Below are 20355 nucleotides of genomic sequence, written 5' to 3'. Positions count from 1 at the left end.
AACAGCAGCAACCCGAGGCGGCGGTCAATGTCGTCCACACCGCCGGACCCGACGCCGTCGAGGGCCGCGCGAAGGACCTGACGATCGAATTCCTGCGCGCGTCAGCGACGGCATCGCCCATCACCGACGCCGACAAGGCCGCGTTCACCGAGGTCGCCAAGTTCTTCGCCGACCAGCAGGTGACCGAGGGAGTCTTCGACGTCGCGCCGCATTTGATCGATATCACGACATCGGCGCAGATCCGATGACCGCGCTCGAAATCTCCACCGGGATCGGCGATTCCGCCGAGGCCACCGATTCCGCGCCGCAGGACCTCGTCACCCCTCGAATCAAGGTGCCGCGGCGGCGGTCTCGCGGCCTGGCGATCGCCCTGCGCGCGCTGGGCCCGCTCGCGATCCTCGCCGGGTGGTGGATCGCGTCGGCGACCGGCGTGCTCACCTCGGATCTGCTCGCCTCGCCGCCGGAGGTGCTGCGGGCGGCCGAAAAGCTATGGGACAGTGGGCAATTGTCCGACGCGCTGACCGTATCTCTGGGACGCGCCGGGACCGGGTTGTGCTTCGGCGTCGCGACCGGGCTCATCCTCGGGGTCATCACCGGGTCGTGGCGGCTCGGTGAGGATCTGCTCGATTCGGCCGTGCAGACGTTGCGCGCCTTGCCGTTCCTGTCGCTGGTGCCTTTGTTCATGGTCTGGTTCGGCATCGGCGAACAGGCGCGCGTCATCCTGATCGCCGTCGCCACCACGTTCCCGATGTACGTGTCGACCTTCGGCGCGGTGCGCACCTCCGACCCGAAGCTGCTGGAGGCGGCCCGGGTGTTCGGGCTCGGCCGGCTGGCCATCATCCGGTCGGTGATCCTGCCGGGCGCGTTGCCCGCGTTGCTGTCGGGCCTGCGGCTGTCCACCACGCTGAGCGTCATCGCGCTGATCGCCGCCGAGGAAATCAATTCCACCGCGGGTCTGGGCTATCTGATGGCGCAGGCGCAGAACTTCTCCCGCACCGACATCCTGTCGGTGATCATCCTCATCTACGGCCTGCTCGGACTGATCGCGGACATTGCCATCCGGGCGCTGGAGCGAGTGTTGATGCCGTGGCGCACGATTGGAGGCGCTCGATGAGCACCGCGATTCAATTGACCGGCTTGACGAAGACTTTCGGTGCGCGCCGCATCCTCGACGGCATCGATTTGCGGGTGCGGCGCGGGGAGTTCCTGGCGCTGCTCGGCGCGAGCGGCTCGGGCAAGACGACGCTGCTGCGGATCCTGGCCGGGCTCGAACGCCCGGATTCGGGAACGGTGCTCGTGCCGAACGCCCGCACGGTGGTGTTCCAGGAGCCGCGGCTCATCCCGTCGCAACGGGTGCTCGCCAATGTCGCGATCGGCCGCCCGCGCACCGCCGAGACCCGGGCGACGGCGTTGGCCGCGCTGGGCGAGGTCGGGCTGTCCGACCATGCCCGGGCCTGGCCTGCCACGCTGTCGGGCGGGGAGGCGCAGCGGGTCGCGCTGGCGCGTGCCCTGGTGCGCCAGCCCGAATTGCTGTTGTTGGACGAGCCTTTCGCGGCGCTGGACGCGCTCACCCGGTTGCGGATGCAGGACCTGGTCGAGGATCTGTGCGAGCGGCATCATCCCGCGGTTCTGCTGGTCACCCATGATGTCGACGAGGCCATCCGGCTCGCCGATCGGGTGGCGGTGCTGCGCGACGGGAAGCTGGTCACCGATGAGGTGGTGACCGTGGCGCGCCCGCGTGATCCCGGCGACGCGGAATTCGTCGCGTTGCGTCGGCGGCTGCTCGCCGACCTCGGTGTGGAGGTGGCGGCATGACGGTGTTGGCGGGTGCCCTTGCGCTGCAACCGGATTTGGTGCGGTTGCGCCGATCGCTGCACGCCGAGCCCGAAGTCGGCCTGCACCTGCCGCGTACCCAGGACAAGGTGCTGGCCGCGCTGGACGGGCTCGATCTGGAGGTCAGCCTCGGCACGCAGCTGTCGTCGGTGGTGGCGGTCGTGCGCGGGCGCGGCGACGCGAAACCGGTGCTGCTGCGCGCCGATATGGACGCGCTGCCGATGACGGAGAAGACCGGCCTCGACTACGCCTCCCGGATTCCGGGCGCTGCGCACGCCTGCGGCCACGACCTGCACACCGCGATGCTGGCCGGGGCCGCACGGCTGCTCACGGACCGGCGCGACAGCTTGGCCGGGGACGTGATCCTGATGTTCCAGCCCGGCGAGGAGGGTCACGACGGCGCCCGGCTGATGCTCGAGGAGGGTCTGCTCGACGCCGCGGGCGCTCGACCGGCGGCCGCGTTCGCTCTGCATGTCGGAACCGCCAGTCCGGCAGGAACATTCGGCCACCGCAGCGGTCCCGCGCTGGCGGCGGCGGGCACGTTGACGGTGACCTTCCACGGCGCGGGCGGTCACGGGGCCTGGCCACAGCGCACCCTCGATCCGATTCCCGCCCTCGGCGCGGCCATCGGCGCGCTGCAGACCATGGTCACCCGCCGGTTCGACGCCCTGGACCCGGTGGTGTTGTCCATCGGCTCGGTGCATGCCGGGACGGCGTCGAACATCGTGCCCGACACCGCGACCCTGACCGCCACCCTGCGCGCGTTCAGCGAGCAGACCCGGGCGCGGCTCGGCGCCGAGGCCGAACGCGTCTGCCACGGCATCGCCGCCGCGCACGGGCTCACCGCCGAGGTCGAGATCATCGACGGCTACCCGGCCACCATCAACGACCACGGTGAAACCGGTTTCGCCGCGGACACATTGACCGAGCTGTTCGGCCCCGACCGGGTGTACGCGGAACCGGAGCGGGTGATGGCCGCCGACGACATCGGGCGCGTCCTGGCCGAGGTGCCCGGCGCGATGATCACGCTCGGGGCCTGCCCGCCCGGTCTCGACCCGGCGCGCGCCGCCGGAAACCATTCGCCCCTGGCCGTATTCGACGATTCGGTGATCGCCGACGGCGTCGCCGCCCTGACCGATCTCGCACTGCGAAGGACCCGTTCGGTATGACACACATCGTGCTGCCGCGCACCCCGGCCCCGCCGCCGGTGCGCCTGCCCGCCTTCCTCACCGACCTGCGCCCCGCCCCGGAATCCTCGGCGCTCGCGCTGGCCCGCGCCGCTGATCTGGCCGGTTTGGCCGGAGTGCTGGTGCCCTTCGATCCGCAGGGCCCGGAGTCGCTGGTGACCGCGGCGGCATTGCTGCGCGCGACCCGCTATATCGAAGTCGTCGCCGAATTCCACAGCGACATAGCCACTCCGCAGTACGCGGCGAAGTTCTCGGCCTCGTTGCAGCGGTTCTCCGGCGGGCGGCTGGGCTGGAAACTGCCCGCCGACGATCCGGGTCGCGAACGGTTCGTCGCCGTGGCGCGCGAATTCTGGCATTCGCCCGAGGGGCTTCCGAAACCGTTGTCCGACACGGCGTTTCCGAACGTGTACGACGACACGGCCGCTTTCGTGGAGGTCGGTCACGATCCGGGTGAGGTTTTCCGGTTGGGGGAGAAGGAGTCCGCGCATGTCGGTTGACATCTATTGGCGCATCGCCATGGAGGGCGACCAGACCTCCCTGCATCGGCCGGGCAGCAGTCGCGGCGGATTCGCACCGCATCTGCCTGACGCGCTCGCGCCGGGACGCCGTGACGGTGGGTGGGACGGGTTCACCCACGCCGACTACATGGCCGAAGTGATTCGCTCGGCCGAGGATTCGGGATTCGTCGGCGGGCTGCTGCCGTCGTTCCCGCACACCGACGATCCCTGGGCGGCCGCCGCGACGCTGGCCGCCGAAACCCGCACCTGGCGGTTCATGGTCGCCTTCCAGCCGGGCTTCCTGCACCCGGTGCAGGCGGCGCGCATGACCGCGACCCTGCAGCGCGCGACCGGCGGCCGCATCGTCTACAACATCATCTCCGGGGGCGGCGGGCCCGCGCAGCGGTGGTGGGGCGACGACATCGCCCACGACGACCGCTACGCGCGCACCTCCGAGTTCCTCGACGTCCTGCGCGGCGTGTGGAATGGCGGCGGGAACTTCCATCACGAGGGCCGCTTCTATCAGGTGAAGGACGGCGGACTACCGGAACTGCTTGCCGGACAGCCATTTCCGGAGATCTTCTTCTCCGGTTCGTCCCCCGCGGCCATCGAGGCGGCCGGGCGGCACGCCGACTACTACCTGTCCTGGCTGGAACCGTTCGACGCGCTGGCGGAGAAATTCGACGCGGTCCGCGAAAAGAGCCCGAAGCCACCGAAGTTCGCGGTGCGCATCGACATCCTCGCCCGCGAGACCGAGGACGAGGCGTGGGAGCAGATCCGGCTCGGCTGGAACGCGGCGCCCGAGCGAGAGGACGGCGCGGGCGACTCGGTCGGCGCCCGGCGTGGCCGCGAATTCACCGCCGGCGCCGACGCTTCCGACTACCGCGCGCTGGAGGTGCAGCCCAATGTCTGGGGCGGATTCCATCGCCTGCGGCCCGGGCCGCCCTTCGGGCTGGTCGGCTCCTACCAGCAGGTCGCCGACCGGCTCAACGAACTGATCGAACTCGGCGTGGACGCGTTCATCCTGGCCGGCGTGCCGCATCTCGAGGAGGCCCGGCGAGTGGGCCGCCACATCCTTCCCCTGTTGAAAGATCGTGCCGGAAAGGCGATTACCCAATGACAATCCGCGTCGGTTACTTCCCGCAGAACAACACCCTCTGGGTGCTGCGCCACCTCGGCATCCTCGAAAAGGTGCTGCCCGATGTCGAATGGGTGGATCTGCGCACCCTCACCAACACCCGCGTCGACCCGACCTCCGCGCTGCCCTCGGCACACGGCGACCACCTCTTCGACGGCGGCTACGACGTCATCGGCACCGGCTCCACACCGCCGGTGACCGCCCAGGCCAAGGGACACGACATCGTCTACCTCGCGGTCTCCGGCCCGCGCGTGGAAAACGGCCGCCTCGTCGTCCACGCCGACTCCGACATCCACGACCCCGCGGACCTGAAGGGCAAGCGAGTTGCCCTCGGCCACGGCTCCTGGCAGACCACCCTCCTGCTGCTGGCCCTCGAAAAGGCCGGACTCTCCTGGAGCGACATCACCCCCGTCGACGCCTACCAGGACGCCGCCGACCGCTTCCTCGCCCGCGAAGTCGACGCCTGGGTCGGCTCCTACCCCTACCTCACCGCCGTCGAACAGCAGGCCGAACTGCGCGAGGTGATCCCCACCGACGGCTTGTTCAGCCACCGCTCCCTGTGGTTCACCAGCCGCACCTTCGCCACCACCCACCCCGACGAACTCACCGCGATCCTGGCTGCCCTCCAAGCAGCCGACACGTGGATCCAAGACAATCCCGCCGAAGCCGCCACCCTCTTCGCCGCCGACGATGGTCGCCCTGTCACCGAGTGGGAACACGCGCTGCGCACCCGCCCCTGGGGCCTGCTCCCACTCGACGCCGATTTCCTCGCCGAGCAACAACACGCCGCAGACCTCTTCCACGCCAACGGCCTGGTGGACAAGAACATCCGCGTCGAGGACGCCGTCCTGCCCGAACTCAACGCTTACGTTCGCACATTGCCGTCGACGGCGATCGCCCGGTAAGGGTGGGCGAGGGCGTTCGACGACCAGCTTCACCGTCGCCACCATCAGCGCCCCGGTGGTGGCGTTCCAGCTGATGGTGCCGCCTTGGAAGTCGCTGCCGCGGCCGCCGGCGACATCGTGCTCGTCGCCTACGGCCCGCACAGAGCTGTGCATGGCGCCGCGTCGCAGCAGCGACGGTCCTCCCGGTCGCCGACCACACCGACCGTAGCGAGGATGGATCGGATTCCCACCCCTGGGAATCTTTCCGATCCATCCTCGCTCGGACTACCGCGGGGTTATGCCCGCTTCTTGCTCTTGCCCTCGAAGCCGTCGACGCCGGATTGCGGGTTGGCCGCTTTGGCTTTCTTCTCCGCTCGTTTTTCCTTCAGGGATTTGCCCTGGGTCTTGGACATCTTGCTACGCGGAGATTTGTCGGACAACTGGTTGGTCCTTTGTTCGGAAGGCCTCGATGGCCTTCGACATCACGACCCTACGCTGTCCTGGCGGCTGCCAGTTCCCGTTCACCGCAGGGCGTATCGGTTCCGGGCGTGTCGGCGGTCACCGGGGCAGGTTCCGCAGGACGAGGGGGCCGTGGCGGCCGGGCGCGGACATCAGCCAGTCGCTGGCGATGGCGAGCATGCTGGTGTTGGCGCTGCGCAGATCGATCTCCAGCCGAGCGACCAGCTCCCGCACATCTATCGTGGCCGAATCAACCTGCAGCAGTGTGGATTTGGTGTCGTCGAGCACACCACGTAGTCGGTCGAGGCGCTGCAGCACATCCAGCAGATTTCGCACGAGATCATCACCGAGGGACAAGAAGGCGGTGACGCCGGCATCGTCGTCGGTGAGCTTGTCGGTGGCCACCGGCCGCGAGGCGCTCATTCGTCGTCTCCCCGCGATACCCGCGCGGCGAGCGAACCACGAATTCGGTAGAGCAGCGTCATGACGACGCTCCCGTCTGACCGCGACCGGCCGAGTCCACCGGGTTGCCGACACCGCCCGATTGGCGGCGAACGCGCAATCACCGGTGTGTCAACGCTATACCCGCGATGGATTCGGCGCAGCCGCATCGACCGGTCGGCTCGCGGTGGGAGACGGCTCGGCCCGACGAAAAGAGCTCCGCACCGATTTCGGTGCGAAGCTCTTCACGAACCGATCTCGCGGAATCAGATAGCGCGGACGTCGGTGGCTTGGGGACCCTTCTGGCCCTGCTCAACCGAGAACTCGACGCGCTGGCCCTCGTCGAGGGACTTGTAACCCGCGCCGCTCACGGCCGAGTAATGCACGAAAACGTCCGGGCCGCCTTCGTCTTGGGCGATGAAGCCGAAGCCTTTTTCACCGTTGAACCACTTCACACTGCCTTGAGCCATGTTGAAAGCAACTTCTTTTCTGTAGTGAGCCGGGCAAATTCATGTGAGAAGCCCGTTCTCGATCGCCAACTATGCCACGCCGGGTCTCGATCCCTTGCATCGCGTGCGCGCAGCGGCTATCGCTCCCAGGAAATCCGTGTCGAGGACGCCGTCGTTCCCGAACCGAACGATTACGTTCGCACCTTGTCGCCGAACTGATCCGCCGCCTGCACACTGGATACCGTCGAAGTGTGCGGTCGGAAGGAGCGGGACGTGTGGAAGATCTGCAGCACCTGTGCGGTGGAGCACGAGGGATCGGCGCAGAGCTGCCGGATCTGCGCCGACGAGCGTCAGTGGGTTCCGGCCGAAGGGCAATTGTGGACCACCCGAGAGGAATTGGAGGAGTCCGGGCGGGGCGCCGCCGTGAGCGAGGTCGAGGCCGATCTGTTCGGACTGACGGTGCAGCCGACGGTGGGGATCGGGCAGCGATCACACCTGATCCGGACCGCCGAGGGCATCGTGATGTGGGATGTTCCCGGCTACGTCGACGCCGCCGCCGTGCGGACGGTGCGCGAGCTGGGTGACGTGGTCGCCATCGTGGCCAGCCACCCGCATCACTACGGCGTCCAGGTGGAATGGAGCCGAATGCTAGGCGGCGTACCGGTATTCGTGTGCGCCGCCGACCGCGAATGGGTCGCGCGCCCCGACCCGGTCATCCAGTTCTGGAAGGACCAGCTGAACCTGGTGCCGGGCATCACGATCCGGCAGGTGGGCGGACACTTTCCCGGCAGCGCCGCCGCCCACTGGTCCGCCGGGGCGGACGGCCGGGGAGTGCTCTTCGGCGCGGACACCATCCACGCCAACCCCGACCGCGAGTCGGTCACCTTCATGCGCAGCTACCCCAACCGAATCCCCTTGTCGCCCAGAGTCGTCGAACGCATCGCGACCACCGTCGAGGAATTCGATTTCGATCGCCTCTACGACAACTTCGGCAAACTCATAGACCACGACGCCCGCACGATCGTCCGCCGCTCCGCCAACCGCTACATCGCCTGGGCCCGAGGCGATTTCGACCACCTCACGTAGCGAGCGGGAGTTCGGACGGGCTCGCCGCGCCCGACATAGGTGGCGTCATCGACCGCTGAGCGTCGTGCACAGATCCTCGTATGGTCCGACCAGTGCCAGTAGCTGTCGGGTGGTGTGCCCGGCGGTGGAGGTGACGCGCACCGACATGAAACCGTGTGCGAGGTACCAATGATGTTGCGCTGCGGCCGGTTGGTCGCCGCCGTGTATGCCGGCTGACCAGTCGTTGCCGCTGAGCACGAAGTCGGCGGGGTCCAGGGTGGGGTACAGCAAGGTGCCTGAACCGGAGATATCTCGTTCGATCGTCGTGCCGGTGGACGTGTTGGTGGCGCGTAGTACCAACGCCCCTGTCTCGGTGCCGAAGACGGGGCGGCCGGCCGCATCGTGCCACACGGTCATGGTCAGGTCGCTGACGGGGAACTCGACATGCGTGCCGAATTCGCACACTTCTCCCGGTGGATAGTCGAACGGAGGTGAATCCGGGTGAGTGACAATCATTCCGGTCTCGGGTTGTGCTTGCGCCGCTGCACCGGTTCCGGCGAGAAGTGCGGTGACTGCGCAGGCTGCCGCGGCAATTGGTCCACGCATGGCGACCTCTTCCACTATGCGAATCCTCCGAACCGTGAAAACTATACGGCGGGAAGTCATCTCGAGGTCGAGAGTTCGCGCGCATTGCGCGGCGGCTCGAACATCGCACGCTGCTCTTGCAGGTCATGGCGGCGGGCATGCGGAGCCGGCACTCGGCTAGTCGGATCGCACGAACCGGGCGCCGGGACCGGGGGTGCGGCGGATTGCGGTGGGAGGCAGGTGGGTGTGGCCCGCCGCGCATTCGAGCACGATGCGGACCGGTTCGTCGCAGTCGTGGTCGGTGTCGGGGGAGTGGTGGCGGACCACGACGGACGGGCCTTCGGGGTCGGCGAGGTATTTGTCGCCCCATTCCAGCAGCGCCACCAGCGTCGGCCGCAGATCCATGCCGCGTTCGGTCAGGCGATACTCGTGGCGTTGCCGGCTGCCGGGCTCCTGATACGGGATGCGTTGCAGGACACCGGCGTCCACGAGGCTGTCGAGCCGGGACGACAAGAGGTTGCTGGCTATGCCGAGGCGGTCGCGGAAGTCGCTGAACCGGGTCGCGCCGTCGATGGCTTCCCGCACGATCAGCAGCGACCACCGTTCGCCGACGACCGACAACGCGCGGCCCATGGAGCAGTTCACCGGGTCGATGCGCTGGTCCGAATCCATGCCACCACCCTAATCATCTGGGTTGACAATCGCTACCCAGCTACCTAGCGTCGAGACATCTCGGTGTAAAAATTAAATCCAGGAGGTTGGCGGCCATGCCGATGCTCGACGTCTACATCCCCGAGGGCACCTTCACACCCGACCGCGAGGCGGCGCTGATGAACCGGATCACCGAAATCCTCATCCGCCATGAGGGATTCGACCCCGACGACCCGGTCACACGATCGGTCTCATGGGTGTTCCTGCACCGCCCGGCCGCGGTCTACGTCGGCGGCGAACTCGCGGACGCGCCGCGCTACAAGGTGGTTCCCTCGGTACCGGAGGGCCAGCTCGACGAGGCCAAACGTGCCGGGGTCATTCGTGACGTCACCGCCGCGATCCTCGACGCCGAAGCGGGCGCGTGGCCGCGCGACCCCGGCCGAATCTGGGTGTTCCCCACCAATATTCCGGAGGGCCACTGGGGTGGATTCGGCGAAGTCAGGCCCCTGGAGCGGATTCTCGCCCGCCTGACCGGCGACGACGCCGACCGCGCCGCCCAACTAGCAGCCGAACGAATCACCGCCAGCCGCATCGAAACCACTCGCCTCCCCATCCCATCCCACTGACGCGCGCCGACCGTACCCAGGACATCGTGGTGGTGCATGATGGCGCTCATGGCCGAATTCGTACTCACACAGGCTCCTGTCGCCTATGCGTGCATGATCGTCCGTACGTCGGCGGGGGAAGCATTCCGTGCCTTTGCCGATCCGGCGGTGACCTCTCGGTTCTGGTACTCCAAGAGCAGTGGCCCGATGACGGATGGGGCCACGCTGCGCTGGGAGTGGGAGACCTATGGCGCCGCGACCGACGTTCGCGTCGAACGCGTGGAACAGGACCGATTGATCCGGTTCCAGTGGGGAAACTACGAGCAGCCGACCACCGTGGAGATTCGATTCACCCCGCACGCCACCGACGCGACCTTCGTCGAGGTCACCGAGAGCGGTTTCCACGGATCCGGCGACGCCGCGATCGGCTGGGTGAACGACTCCGTCGGCGAATACACCTCCGCCCTGTGCGGCATGAAGGCCCTGCTGGAACACGGCATCGAACTGAACGCCACCGGCGAGCACCATCCCGCCTGACCAACGGCGTCAACCGCCGCCGTCGTTCAACGAGTTCGACGCGAAGTAACGGTTCATCGGTGAAAGGTGAACGTGCCGAGCGCATCTTGATCGGAGGCCAGCCGATAACATAAGCCGTAGTTCGGTTCGGTCAACATCTTTTCAGTGCGAAGACGGGCGGAATGCGGGAAACTCGCGGGTGACTGTTGCAGTTGTCGCGCGTATCGAAGGGGAGTTCGTGGTGACCGAGTCCGTCGACGGGTATCCGAGCTCGGTGCCGGTGGGAGTGGATACCTCCCGCGCGAGCATCGCGCGTGTCTACGACGCGGCGCTGAACGGCAAGGACAACTTCGAAATCGATCGCGCCGTGCTGGAGCAGGTGCGTGCCGTTGCTCCCGGGGTCGCCGAATTGGCTTGGGCGAACCGGGATTTCCTGATCAGGGTGTGCCGGTTCCTGGCCAAGGAGGCCGGCATCGACCAGTATCTGGATCTGGGTTCCGGACTGCCGACCGCGGAGAACACCCACCAGGTGGTGCAACGGGCGAACCCGTCCGCGTCGGTCGTCTATGTGGACAACGATCCGATGGTGCTGGCCCACGCTCGCGCGTTGCTGGCGGGCAATCCCCGCACCGCCATCGCCGACGCCGACATCTTCCGGCCGCTGGAGGTGTTGAAACATCCGGAGGTCCGCGAGGCGCTCGACTTCTCCCGGCCGATCGCGCTGTTCCAGATCGGGACGCTGCATCACTATCCGGCCGACGACGTCGCCGCGCTGATGCAGACCTATATCGATGTCTTGCCGCGGGGCTCGTATGTGGCCATCGCTCACTTCTACGACCCGGAGGTCGCCGAATACAGCGAGTTGGCGCGCAAGATGGAGGAAAAGTTCGTCCACAGCCCCATGGGCTCCGGACGGTTCCGCACCCGCGCCCAGATCCAAGCCATGTTCGGCAATCTCGCCATGGTCGACCCCGGTTTGGTGCTGTGCGACGACTGGTGGCCGGACGGCCCACACCTGTCACCACTGAGCAGCGTCCGCCACTGCATCGTCGGCGGCGTCGGCTTCAAACGCTGACCGAACTCACCGAGTTCGATCCGCTCAGCCGTCACCGGTCGGACCGTGCGGCCCGAACTGTCGCCGGGGTAGTCCGCAACCCATGTCGCAGGAAGGACAGTCGACAAGTGGCGCACGAGTGCGCAATTGGGCCATGGCGGGTACGGCGGTGTTCATCGGTCTCGGCAGCAGCATCGGGCCGGTCCCGCGAATAATTCAACTGGCTGCCATGGCCAGGTTCGTCTGCGCGTCGATGGCGAGTTCGGTCCCTCGGTCGAATGCGCTGGAGCGGGTCCTGTACGGGTCGCGAGTTGGAAGCCAGGGCAACCTGTTCCGGTCGCCCTGCTCATTCCCGACCTATGAGTATCGGATATCCAGGAAGGCGACGTCCTTATCCGCCACGACGCTCATGGTCGAGATCAGCGAGTACGGTTCCGGGCATGAGCAGGGCGGATTACGAGCGGCGGATGGCCGAGCTCCGTGAACAGGTTCAGCGACTACCCGCGGCGGCCCTGCGGAGGCACGGCCGGTTGGTGCCGCCCGAAGATGCTGCGGTGCCAGTCGCGGTGGGCATCGGATCGGCGGATGAGTTGACCGCCCTTTGGTCCACGCCCGCCGGCCGCGAGGCGATGCGCGCGCGAACAGTCGGTCCGGGCGGTGCGATTTTCCCCAAGACACGTACCGCCGAGGGCACCGCGGTCCACATGACGACACAGACAGCGGAGTCGACGGTGACGACCGCGCTGCAGGATTCGAGAATCTCGCACCCGAAGGTACAGCCGCTGCCCGGTGGCGGCCTGCTGGTGGTGGGCGCGCGGTGTCACTGGAACTCAGATACCGGGGCCGAACACAACGCGGTCATCTACGACGGCGAGGGCGCGATCGTGCGCACCGGGACTCTCGGCGACGGCATCAGCCGCGTCATGGTGACTCCTTCCGGCCGGATCTGGGTCGGGTATTTCGACGAAGGTGTATACGGCAACTACGGCTGGGGACGAGATGGAGCACCGGATCCGATCGGTGAACCGGGACTCGTCGCGTTCGATGCCCAGCTACAACCTGAATGGCGTTACCGCGGCCCGGATAACCTCGACCCGATCAGCGATTGCTATGCGCTCAACGCGGTCGGGGAGACCGTGTTCGCCTGCTACTACACCGGTTTCCCGGTCGTGCGCATCGACGACGGTCACGTATCGGCGTGGAGCAACCAGATCGCCGGAGCCGCACACCTTCTCGCCGCGCCGGACCACACCGTGGCACTGGTCGGCGGCTACGCCGGAGCTCGATGGCAAATCAGCGCCGGGCAACTCGGCCCGTCCACCTTCGAAGTCACCCACCAATATCGGCTGACAATGCCCGGCGGTTCCGAACCTCCGCGCGAAACGCACCTCGTTGGACGTGGCCAGAGCCTGCACGCCATCGTGGGTGACTACTGGTATCGACTCGACCTCGACACCCTCATCTGAACTCCAGAGTCCAGTTCTCGCTCACGAATGTGTTGTAGGCGTGCGGATCCACGATCGGCGCTCATATCTGGATCGACGGGCAAGCACACGGTGACGGCAATCTTCCCGTCACCGACACCGTGCCCGTCGATGCCTTCGTGCCCGTGACAAAGGTTTGAGCGGACTTCAAGTGTGTCGTCGCACGAAGGAGGGGTCAGCGTAATGCGCAGTCGAGCAGGAGGAATAGGGGGCGGACGAAGTTGTCCTTCCACCAAGGGTTTCGCTGGTATTGCTCGGGGGTCGGGTGGGGTTCGCGCAGATCGGTGATGACGAACCCGGCGTTGGTGATCATCTGGATGGTGGCCTCTAGCGAGTAGAACTGCTGGACCGATGCGGTGGGGGAGATGCGTCCGGCGACGTTGAAATGTTGTTCGACGGTGCGCGTTCCGAAGTAGTCCTCGACGGAGAGATCTCCTGCGGTGGAGGCGGTGCGTTCGGCTCGGGCGGCGTAGAAGCAGGGGTGCATGCCGAGGGTGATCAGCCGTCCGGTGGGGCGGAGGATCCGGGCGAATTCAGGGAATCGTCGGCCGGGGTCGACGATGCCGTTGGGTAGGCGGTTGACCACGACGAGGTCGATGCTGTTGTCCGGCAACGGGATCGACGCTACATCGGCGTGTTCGAAGGTGGCCTTCTCGGGTCGGTGGTCGGGGTGGGTTCGGGCGGCCTCGATGAATTCGGCGCAGGTGTCGACGCCGTAGACGTGGGCGGCGCCGCGTTCGACGAGCTTGCGTGTGAAGTAGCCTTCGCCGCAGCCGGCATCGAGGATCCGCGAGCCCGCGCAGTCGCCGATGATGTCGAGCAGGGCGGGGTCGGTCAGTTGTCGCTGGTAGGGGTCGAGCTCGTCGCGGACGATAGTGATCCAGTATTCCGCGTTCTCGGCATACGCTTTCGACACTCGCTCATCGCCCAGCACAACCCCTCCGTCGGCTCGATTCGATACTCGGACATTGTGTCGCATGGAAGACACGCGGCATGCGGCGGGCGAGTGCGCAATTGGGCCATATCGAGTGCGCTGGTGTTGCCGCGCCGCACGACATTGACCAGCGAGGTTGCCTGCGGATGGCAGTGGGCAACCCGTTGGTCGGCTTCTCGCGGTGAATCATTCAGACTGAAACATCGATTATTCAACGGTAGGGTGACCGGCTGTAATCCGCCAATTGGCGGGTTCGTACTTAGCTCTATTGGGAGATTCATGCGGTACACGAAGTATGTGGCCACGGCATTCATCGCGGCGGCGGCGACCGGGATCGCGGCGGGGGCCGGGTATGCGGCGCCGGCGGTGGATCCCGTTCCGGCGGTGCAGGATCAGCAGCCGGTGACGCAGATCAAGGGCAGCCAGCAGGGTGTCGACTATGTGGTGGCGGTGACGCAGGCCGGGAATGGCATCATTACGCAGGTGACCGGCGGACAGTTCAGTGTGAGCGCCGATGGCAAGTCGGTGGCGCTGCAGAACGCGGAGGGCGCGACCCTGACCCGCGTGAACCTGTCGAGCGTGATCGATGGCAAGCCGATCCAGCTGGCGGCCGCGGTGGATCAGGACGGGCGGCAGTTGACGCTGACCTCGGACGCCGCGCCGGTGATGTCCGCGAAGGAGATCAGCGGTGTGGACTGGTTCATCTCCGAGCTGCAGCACGCTGCGATCGGCGGATTGATCGGCGGGCTCATCGGGGCGATCTTCGTCGGTATCGGCGCGATTCCGGGCGCGATCATCGGCCTGCTGGTGGTCGGCGGACAGCCGCTGATCGATTCGGGTTCCGCCGCCCTCACGGGGCAGCCCTGAAAACGCTGATTCTCGGCGGCACCCGGGAAGCCCGGGAAATCGCCGATATCGCTTCCGGTGAGCGGGGATTCGAGATCGTTTCCTCGCTCGCCGGGCGCGTGCGCGAACCTGTGCTGCCGGTCGGCGAGGTGCGCGTGGGGGGATTCGGGGGAGTCGACGGGCTGCGGGAATGGCTGGCCGACAACGGGATCCAAGCCGTCGTCGATGCCACGCACCCGTTTGCCGGGGGTATCACGGCCAATGCCGCCGCGGCGGCGGCGAGTCTCGGGCTGCCGGTGCTGCACGTGCGGCGGCCGGGATGGGTGGAGCAGGACGGGGATCGATGGATTCGCGTTCCCGATCTGGCGCTCGCGGCCGAAGCTGTCGGGGCCCTCGGTAAGCGGGTCTTCCTGACCATCGGCCGCCAGGGCGTGGCGGCCTTCGCGGATTCCGACGCGTGGTTCCTGATCCGCGCCATCGATCCGCCCGAGGGCGCGATGCCGGGCAATCACGAATTGCTGCTCGCGCGAGGTCCTTTCAGCGTCGAGGACGAGACCGCGTTGCTGGTCGAGCGTGAGATCGACGTCATGGTGACCAAGGACAGCGGGGGAGTGCTCACCGAGGCGAAGCTGACCGCCGCGCGCGCCCTCGGACTGGCCGTCGTGATGATCGATCGGCCGCCGCTGCCGGAGGGCGCACTGCAGGTGGAAACCGTTGCCGCGGCGTGGGATTGGCTGCGCGCGCAGCGGTGAGCCGTATTCAGGACAGTCGGCTGGTCCGGTCCAGGAGTTCCGGCAAGCGGTCGAACCACTCCAGGACGGCCCGCTCGTAGCGGATCCCGAAATCGAGGGTGGCGCGCTCGAACGGGGACATGCGCTGCTCGTCCTGTCCGGACAGATAGCCGGACAGCCGCTGCTCATGGACCACGCGATTGGCCGCGACGATGCGCTCCAGCCGCGCGGGATCCACGAATTCGCCGAAGGACAGCGTCAGCAGCAGCGGCACCCGGATCGTCTCCGCACCCGGATCGCGGGCGATCCACTCGGCGAACGCCTCGCGGCCGTCCTCGGTGATGCGGTATGGAGTGCGGTCGCGGGCGCCGGATTCGCCCTTCTCGACGAGCCCGAGCTGATGCATGGCGGCGAGCTCCCGGTAGACCTGGCTCTGGGTGATGGTCCAGAAGTCGCCGATGCGCTCCTGGGCCTGCGCCACCAGGTCCCAACCGGACATTTCGTCGTGATGGAGGAATCCGAGTAGGGACGCGGCCGTCGAATTGAGCGGGCGTCGAGCTTTGTCTTCTGGCACCGGCACTCCTTCCAGCCTACGTTCTACTGTGGAATATTAGTCTCCGTAGCGACGCGAGGTGAACACCCGGGGTCCACCGGCCGCGTCGAACACCGTCGTGGTGGACGCGCCGACGATCAGCAGGGTCCGCATATCCACCTCGGCCGGATCCAGCTCGGCCAGGGTCACTACCCGCACCGACTCGGCCGGCCCGCCGACATCGCGGCCGATCACCACCGGGGTGTCCGGCTTGCGATGTTCGAGCACCAGCTCCCGCATGGCCGCCACCTGCCATTGCCGCTGCGAGGAGGCCGGGTTGTAGACGGCGAACGCCATATCCGCCGACGCCACCGCCGAAATCCGTTGCGCCACCGTCTCCCACGGCTTGAGCCGATCCGAGAGCGAGATCATGGCGAAATCGTGGCCCAGCGGCGCGCCCATCCGGCTCGCCACGGCACTGGCCGCGGTCACGCCCGGCAGCACCCGCACCGGCACGTCCCGCCACTGCGGATCCGCCGACTCCTCGATCACCGCCGCCGCCATGGCGAACACGCCGGGATCTCCCGACGACACCACGACCACCTTGGCTCCGGCCTTGGCCATATCCAAAGCCATTCCGGCGCGCTCGGATTCGACCCGATTGTCACTGGCGTGCCGCCGCTGCCCGGCGCGCACCGGCACCCGGTTCACATACGTCGTGTACCCGACGATGTCGGTCGCCTCCGCCAGCGCCTGCGCTACCTCCGGCGTGGTCCAGCCTTCTGCACCGGGGCCGAGCCCCACAACGACGACCTCACCGATCGGATCCGACTGCGCGGCCGCCGGTTCCGGAGAAGCCGAGGCGGTCGCGGTCCGATCGATGGAATCCTGCGTGGTTCCAGCGGTTTCGGTCAGCGGAATTCGGGTGGAGGGTTCGGGACCCGGCACGATGGTGATCGCGAAATATGGGACGCTCGCGTCGTCGACGTCCGCCGCGCGCAGCACGCGCTGGCGAGTCGAGCTGGCGCGCTCGACGTAGTAGGCGTCGGCGAGGCGGCCGGAATCCGAAAGCGCCTGGCGCACACCGGGGTAGGTGCGGCCGAGCTTCATGATCGCGGCGGCGTCGGCTTCGCGGAGGCGGCGGGTGAGTTCGTCCGGCGGCAGGGTGCCGGGGAGGACGGTCAGCACCTGGTCGCCCTCGACCAGCGGGGTGCCCAGGGCGGCGGAGGCGGCGCTGACCGAGGTGACGCCGGGGATGATCTCGGTGTCGAAGCGGTCGGCCAGGCGGCGGTGCATGTGCATGAACGAGCTGTAGAACAGCGGGTCGCCGGCCGCGAGCAGGGCCACCGTGCGGCCTGCCGAAAGGTGCTCTGCCAGAACGGCTGCCGCCGATTCGTAGAACTCGTCGATCGCGCCCTGATACCCGCCCGGATGATCCGTGGTCTCGGTGGTCACCGGGTAGACCAGATGCTCCTCGAGCTGACCCTCGCGCATGTACGGGGCCGCGATGGCGCGCGAGATGCTGCGGCCGTGGCGCGCACTGTGGAAGGCGATGACGTCGGCCTCGCCGATGACGCGGGCGGCCTTGACCGTCACCAGTTCCGGATCGCCGGGACCCAGCCCGACACCCCAGAGCTTGCTCATTCTTGTTCGCTCGCAATCGCATTGAGGGCCGCGGCCGTGATGGCGCTGCCGCCGCGACGGCCGCGCACGGTCAGGAATTCGACGCCGCCGTATTCGGCCAGGGCCTGCTTGGATTCCGCGGCCCCGATGAAGCCGACGGGAATGCCGAGGACCGCCGCCGGGCGAGGCGCGCCCGCGTCCAGCATGTCCAGCAGGTGGAACAAGGCGGTCGGCGCATTGCCGATGGCCACCACCGCGCCGTCCAGTCGATCGCGCCAGAGTTCCAGCGCCGCAGCGGATCTGGTGTTCTCCATCCGCGCGGCCAGCTCCGGCACCCGAGGATCGCCGAGCAGGCACAGCACGTCGTTGTCGGCGGGCAGCCGCTTGCGCGTCACCCCCGAGGCGACCATGTTGGCATCGCACAGAATCGGCGCACCGGCCCGCAGCGCCGCGCGCGCCTTGGCCACCACATCGGTGCTGAAGTCCACGTCCCCGGCCAGATCCACCTGCCCGCAGGCGTGGATCATCCGCACCACCACCTGCGACACATCCGCCGGGAACCGGGCCAGATCGGCCTCGGCCCGGATGGTCGCGAACGAGCGCCGATAGATCTCGGCCCCGTCGGTGAGGTAGCTGGCACGTACGTCGGACATGGCGTCCACCTTAGATTTCGCGCGCCGAGCGGCCATGAGCGGGTAGTGCGCCGGGCCACAGCGGGGATGCGGTAGGCGCGAGAGCGCGGTCGCGTCGCCGCCCGCGCTTCGGGTCAGGTGCGGGGACGTTCGAGGAGGCGGGACATGACAATGTTGCTGCGGGTGCGCCCGACCCGCGCGTTCTCGCGGATCCGCTCGACGGTCGCCTCGATCTCGGCCATGTCGGTCGCCATCACATGAACGAGGGCGTCGGCCTCACCCGCGATCGTCCACACACCGACGACCTGCGGAATCGGTTCGAGGCTGCGGCGCAGTTCGGCGGGGGAGATGTTGTCGCGGTAGAAGACTTCGACATACGCCTCGGTGCGCCAGCCCAGGGCGGCCGGATTCACCACCGCGGTGAACCCGGTGATCTGCCCGCCCGCCACCATCTTGTCGACCCGGCGTTTCACCGCGGGCGCGGACAATCCGATGGCCGCGCCGATGTCCTGGAACGAGGCGCGGGCGTGCTCGAGCAGGTGGGCCAGAATGCGCCGATCGAGATCGTCCACCAGGTGTTTCCTTTCGCAATCGTGCACATGCATCGGGTTGACGCAACGAATCGCCGAAAAATCCATGATCAACGCAACGAATCGCTATTTCCCGTGCAACGGTACGCCACATACCTTCAGCTCAGCCCCGTCCGCGCCGCTTCCGAGGGAGTCCCGTTGACGTCCGTAGCGACCCTGCCCGCTCGTGATCCCGCCGCCCGTCGCCCCGTACCCCGCCGCTACCTCATGTGCCGTCCCGAGCACTTCGAGGTCACCTACGCCATCAATCCCTGGATGGACACCTCCGACCCCGTCGACCGCGCGCTCGCGCTGGCCCAGTGGGATGCCCTGCGTGCCGCCTACGAGGCGCACGGGCATCGGGTCGAGGTGATCGAACCCGTTGCGGGACTGCCCGATATGGTCTTCGCCGCCAATGGCGGACTGGTCATCGGTGAGAAGGCGCTCTCCGCGCGCTTCGCCAATCCCGAACGGGAGAAGGAAGGCCCGGCCTACCACGACTGGATGGCCGCACGCGGCTTCGCCGAGGTCGCGGCCGCGCGCGAAACCAATGAGGGCGAAGGCGATTTCGCGATCGCGGGGGACCGGATCCTGGCCGGCACCGGCTTCCGCAGCGCCCGTGGCGCCCACGAGGAAGTCGCGGAATTCTTCGGAATGCCCGTGGTCTCACTGGATCTGGTCGATCCGCGTTTCTACCACCTCGACACCGCGCTCATGGTGCTCGACGACACCATCGCGTACTACCCGGCCGCCTTCAGCGGCCCGAGCGCGCGACTGCTCGCGCAAATGTATCCGGATGCCCTCATCGCCACCGACGCGGACGCGGAAGTGCTGGGCCTCAACGGCGTCTGCGACGGCTACCACGTCTTCCTCACCGACAAGGCCACCGCCCTGGCCGAGCAGCTGCGGGATCGCGGCTACGAGCCGGTCGGGATCGATCTCTCGGAGCTGCTCAAGTCCGGCGGCAGCGTGAAGTGTTGCACCCTGGAACTGCACCGGGTCAAAACGGCAGCCGGGTCCGGAACGGACTGACGCCCGGATCGTGTAGCGGGTGGGCCAGGATCAGGAAGCGCAGCAACATGATCGCGCCGCTGATCTGGAGGGCGGCCAGCGGAATTTCGCCCAGGATCGCCGTGCCGACGGAGACCCACACATCCCCGGCACCGGCGGTCACGATGTCGAACCAGGCGTCCACGAGCAGCAACACCCCGGTGCCGAACGCCGGGAGGATCAGCACCACCCGGCGCTTCCACCCCAGATAGGCCGTGGTCGCCATCATGGCGACCAGCAGGATGTCGTAGCCGATCCAGGCCAGCGCCCAATGCCGCGCGTTGTACTCGGTCGGCAACGAGAACCCCAGATAGACGATCCACGGAATCAAGCCGATGCAGCCGCCGACCATGAGTGCCAGGCGAACCCGCCGATGCACCCGCACCACCTCGGGGCGCGGCAGCACCCGCTCGGGCGGCGGTTGCAGACGGCGAATGAGATCCCGCCGCTCGTCATCGGACATCGCCGCGATCTCGTCATCGCTGAGCTTCGACGCAGTCATGACCGCCTCCCTTCCACACGGGGATACACCGAGTCGAATTCTGAGCGTAGGCCGATCGGGTTGCCGAGCAATATCGATCGGGTTGTCG

The 20355-nt window shown here is 67.4% G+C and carries 24 protein-coding genes and 2 pseudogenes; 15 read left to right on the top strand and 11 right to left on the bottom strand.

The window, feature by feature from the left end:
• From ON43_RS18000 to ON43_RS17970, 7 genes and pseudogenes are all read left to right on the top strand, one after another.
• Window positions 1–248, top strand: a pseudogene (locus ON43_RS18000) (ABC transporter substrate-binding protein); the annotation flags it as partial.
• The gene (locus ON43_RS17995) at window positions 245–1114 is read left to right on the top strand and encodes an ABC transporter permease (RefSeq protein ID WP_040808922.1); all 870 of its coding nucleotides are present in this window, start codon (window positions 245–247) and stop codon (window positions 1112–1114) included. The pseudogene ON43_RS18000 and the gene ON43_RS17995, both read left to right, overlap by 4 nt.
• Entirely contained in the window at window positions 1111–1815 is a 705-nt protein-coding gene (locus tag ON43_RS17990; RefSeq protein ID WP_040808920.1) for an ABC transporter ATP-binding protein, read from the top strand. The genes ON43_RS17995 and ON43_RS17990 overlap by 4 nt, the downstream gene beginning before the upstream one ends.
• Window positions 1812–3002, top strand: a complete 1191-nt coding sequence (locus ON43_RS17985) for a M20 metallopeptidase family protein (protein ID WP_040808917.1) — start codon at window positions 1812–1814, stop codon at window positions 3000–3002. Before ON43_RS17990 ends, ON43_RS17985 begins: the two co-directional genes overlap by 4 nt.
• The gene (locus ON43_RS42580; RefSeq protein ID WP_051178615.1) at window positions 2999–3517 is read left to right on the top strand and encodes an LLM class flavin-dependent oxidoreductase; all 519 of its coding nucleotides are present in this window, start codon (window positions 2999–3001) and stop codon (window positions 3515–3517) included. The genes ON43_RS17985 and ON43_RS42580 overlap by 4 nt, the downstream gene beginning before the upstream one ends.
• Window positions 3507–4637 carry an LLM class flavin-dependent oxidoreductase gene (locus tag ON43_RS17975; RefSeq protein ID WP_040808916.1) on the top strand — a complete coding sequence of 377 codons (1131 nt, stop codon included), beginning with the start codon at window positions 3507–3509 and terminating at the stop codon, window positions 4635–4637. The genes ON43_RS42580 and ON43_RS17975 overlap by 11 nt, the downstream gene beginning before the upstream one ends.
• Window positions 4634–5560 carry an ABC transporter substrate-binding protein gene (locus ON43_RS17970; RefSeq protein WP_040808914.1) on the top strand — a complete coding sequence of 309 codons (927 nt, stop codon included), beginning with the start codon at window positions 4634–4636 and terminating at the stop codon, window positions 5558–5560. The genes ON43_RS17975 and ON43_RS17970 overlap by 4 nt, the downstream gene beginning before the upstream one ends.
• A gap of 51 nt (window positions 5561–5611) precedes the next feature.
• Here the strand turns inward: ON43_RS17970 and ON43_RS47170 are convergent.
• The 3 genes and pseudogenes from ON43_RS47170 to ON43_RS17960 form a co-directional block, all read right to left on the bottom strand.
• Window positions 5612–5713, bottom strand: a pseudogene (locus ON43_RS47170) (hypothetical protein); the annotation flags it as partial.
• Between the two features lie 384 nt (window positions 5714–6097).
• On the bottom strand, window positions 6098–6421 hold the full coding sequence (locus tag ON43_RS17965; protein WP_040808912.1) for a hypothetical protein: 324 nt from the start codon (window positions 6419–6421) through the stop codon (window positions 6098–6100).
• A gap of 284 nt (window positions 6422–6705) precedes the next feature.
• Window positions 6706–6909 carry a cold-shock protein gene (locus ON43_RS17960; protein WP_040808910.1) on the bottom strand — a complete coding sequence of 68 codons (204 nt, stop codon included), beginning with the start codon at window positions 6907–6909 and terminating at the stop codon, window positions 6706–6708.
• Window positions 6910–7161: 252 nt separating this feature from the next.
• On the opposite strand from ON43_RS17960, the gene ON43_RS17955 reads away from it, so the two are divergent.
• Window positions 7162–7974 (top strand): MBL fold metallo-hydrolase, encoded by an 813-nt coding sequence (locus ON43_RS17955; RefSeq protein ID WP_040808909.1) that lies wholly within the window; start codon window positions 7162–7164, stop codon window positions 7972–7974.
• A 45-nt stretch (window positions 7975–8019) separates the two neighbouring features.
• Here ON43_RS17955 and ON43_RS17950 read toward each other — a convergent pair whose 3' ends face one another.
• Window positions 8020–8574: a hypothetical protein gene (locus ON43_RS17950; RefSeq protein ID WP_157514095.1), complete on the bottom strand. Its 555-nt coding sequence runs from the start codon at window positions 8572–8574 to the stop codon at window positions 8020–8022.
• A gap of 141 nt (window positions 8575–8715) precedes the next feature.
• On the bottom strand, window positions 8716–9210 hold the full coding sequence (locus ON43_RS17945) for a winged helix-turn-helix transcriptional regulator (RefSeq protein ID WP_040808905.1): 495 nt from the start codon (window positions 9208–9210) through the stop codon (window positions 8716–8718).
• Window positions 9211–9305: 95 nt separating this feature from the next.
• Here ON43_RS17945 and ON43_RS17940 point away from each other — a divergent pair, with 95 nt between their 5' ends.
• From ON43_RS17940 to ON43_RS42575, 4 genes are all read left to right on the top strand, one after another.
• Window positions 9306–9815 (top strand): tautomerase family protein, encoded by a 510-nt coding sequence (locus ON43_RS17940; RefSeq protein ID WP_040808904.1) that lies wholly within the window; start codon window positions 9306–9308, stop codon window positions 9813–9815.
• A 48-nt stretch (window positions 9816–9863) separates the two neighbouring features.
• Entirely contained in the window at window positions 9864–10331 is a 468-nt protein-coding gene (locus ON43_RS17935) for an SRPBCC domain-containing protein (RefSeq protein ID WP_040808947.1), read from the top strand.
• 178 nt (window positions 10332–10509) lie between these two features.
• Entirely contained in the window at window positions 10510–11385 is an 876-nt protein-coding gene (locus tag ON43_RS17930) for an SAM-dependent methyltransferase (protein ID WP_245568652.1), read from the top strand.
• 419 nt (window positions 11386–11804) lie between these two features.
• Complete coding sequence (locus ON43_RS42575; protein ID WP_157514094.1) at window positions 11805–12830, top strand: hypothetical protein; 1026 nt, start codon at window positions 11805–11807, stop codon at window positions 12828–12830.
• 193 nt (window positions 12831–13023) lie between these two features.
• On the opposite strand, the gene ON43_RS17915 is transcribed toward ON43_RS42575, so the two are convergent.
• Window positions 13024–13764 (bottom strand): class I SAM-dependent methyltransferase, encoded by a 741-nt coding sequence (locus ON43_RS17915; RefSeq protein WP_157514093.1) that lies wholly within the window; start codon window positions 13762–13764, stop codon window positions 13024–13026.
• 297 nt (window positions 13765–14061) lie between these two features.
• On the opposite strand from ON43_RS17915, the gene ON43_RS17910 reads away from it, so the two are divergent.
• Together ON43_RS17910 and ON43_RS17905 are read left to right on the top strand one after the other, a co-directional pair.
• Complete coding sequence (locus ON43_RS17910; RefSeq protein WP_040808901.1) at window positions 14062–14649, top strand: DUF8020 domain-containing protein; 588 nt, start codon at window positions 14062–14064, stop codon at window positions 14647–14649.
• Window positions 14646–15380 (top strand): cobalt-precorrin-6A reductase, encoded by a 735-nt coding sequence (locus ON43_RS17905; RefSeq protein ID WP_040808900.1) that lies wholly within the window; start codon window positions 14646–14648, stop codon window positions 15378–15380. The genes ON43_RS17910 and ON43_RS17905 overlap by 4 nt, the downstream gene beginning before the upstream one ends.
• Window positions 15381–15387: 7 nt before the next feature.
• Here the strand turns inward: ON43_RS17905 and ON43_RS17900 are convergent, their stop codons facing one another.
• From ON43_RS17900 to ON43_RS17885, 4 genes are all read right to left on the bottom strand, one after another.
• Window positions 15388–15933: a PadR family transcriptional regulator gene (locus ON43_RS17900; protein WP_040808941.1), complete on the bottom strand. Its 546-nt coding sequence runs from the start codon at window positions 15931–15933 to the stop codon at window positions 15388–15390.
• Between the two features lie 36 nt (window positions 15934–15969).
• Window positions 15970–17535 (bottom strand): precorrin-3B C(17)-methyltransferase, encoded by a 1566-nt coding sequence (cobJ, locus tag ON43_RS17895; protein ID WP_040808898.1) that lies wholly within the window; start codon window positions 17533–17535, stop codon window positions 15970–15972.
• Window positions 17532–18167, bottom strand: a complete 636-nt coding sequence (locus ON43_RS17890) for a precorrin-8X methylmutase (RefSeq protein WP_040808896.1) — start codon at window positions 18165–18167, stop codon at window positions 17532–17534. The genes cobJ and ON43_RS17890 overlap by 4 nt, the downstream gene beginning before the upstream one ends.
• A gap of 113 nt (window positions 18168–18280) precedes the next feature.
• On the bottom strand, window positions 18281–18718 hold the full coding sequence (locus ON43_RS17885) for an Lrp/AsnC family transcriptional regulator (protein ID WP_040808939.1): 438 nt from the start codon (window positions 18716–18718) through the stop codon (window positions 18281–18283).
• 156 nt (window positions 18719–18874) lie between these two features.
• Between ON43_RS17885 and ddaH the strand changes: the two genes are divergently transcribed.
• A complete protein-coding gene (ddaH, locus tag ON43_RS17880; protein WP_373283456.1) occupies window positions 18875–19747 on the top strand; it encodes a dimethylargininase in 873 nt (290 codons plus the stop codon).
• Here the strand turns inward: ddaH and ON43_RS17875 are convergent.
• The gene (locus ON43_RS17875) at window positions 19716–20267 is read right to left on the bottom strand and encodes a hypothetical protein (protein ID WP_040808892.1); all 552 of its coding nucleotides are present in this window, start codon (window positions 20265–20267) and stop codon (window positions 19716–19718) included. The two genes, ddaH and ON43_RS17875, sit on opposite strands and share 32 nt — an antisense overlap.
• Window positions 20268–20355 lie beyond the last annotated feature (88 nt).

It is taken from the genome of Nocardia concava NBRC 100430, assembly GCF_000308815.1.
GTDB lineage: Bacteria > Actinomycetota > Actinomycetes > Mycobacteriales > Mycobacteriaceae > Nocardia > Nocardia concava.
The sequence above is the reverse complement of the archived record's forward strand: the minus strand, read 5'-3'. Positions and strand labels throughout refer to the sequence as shown.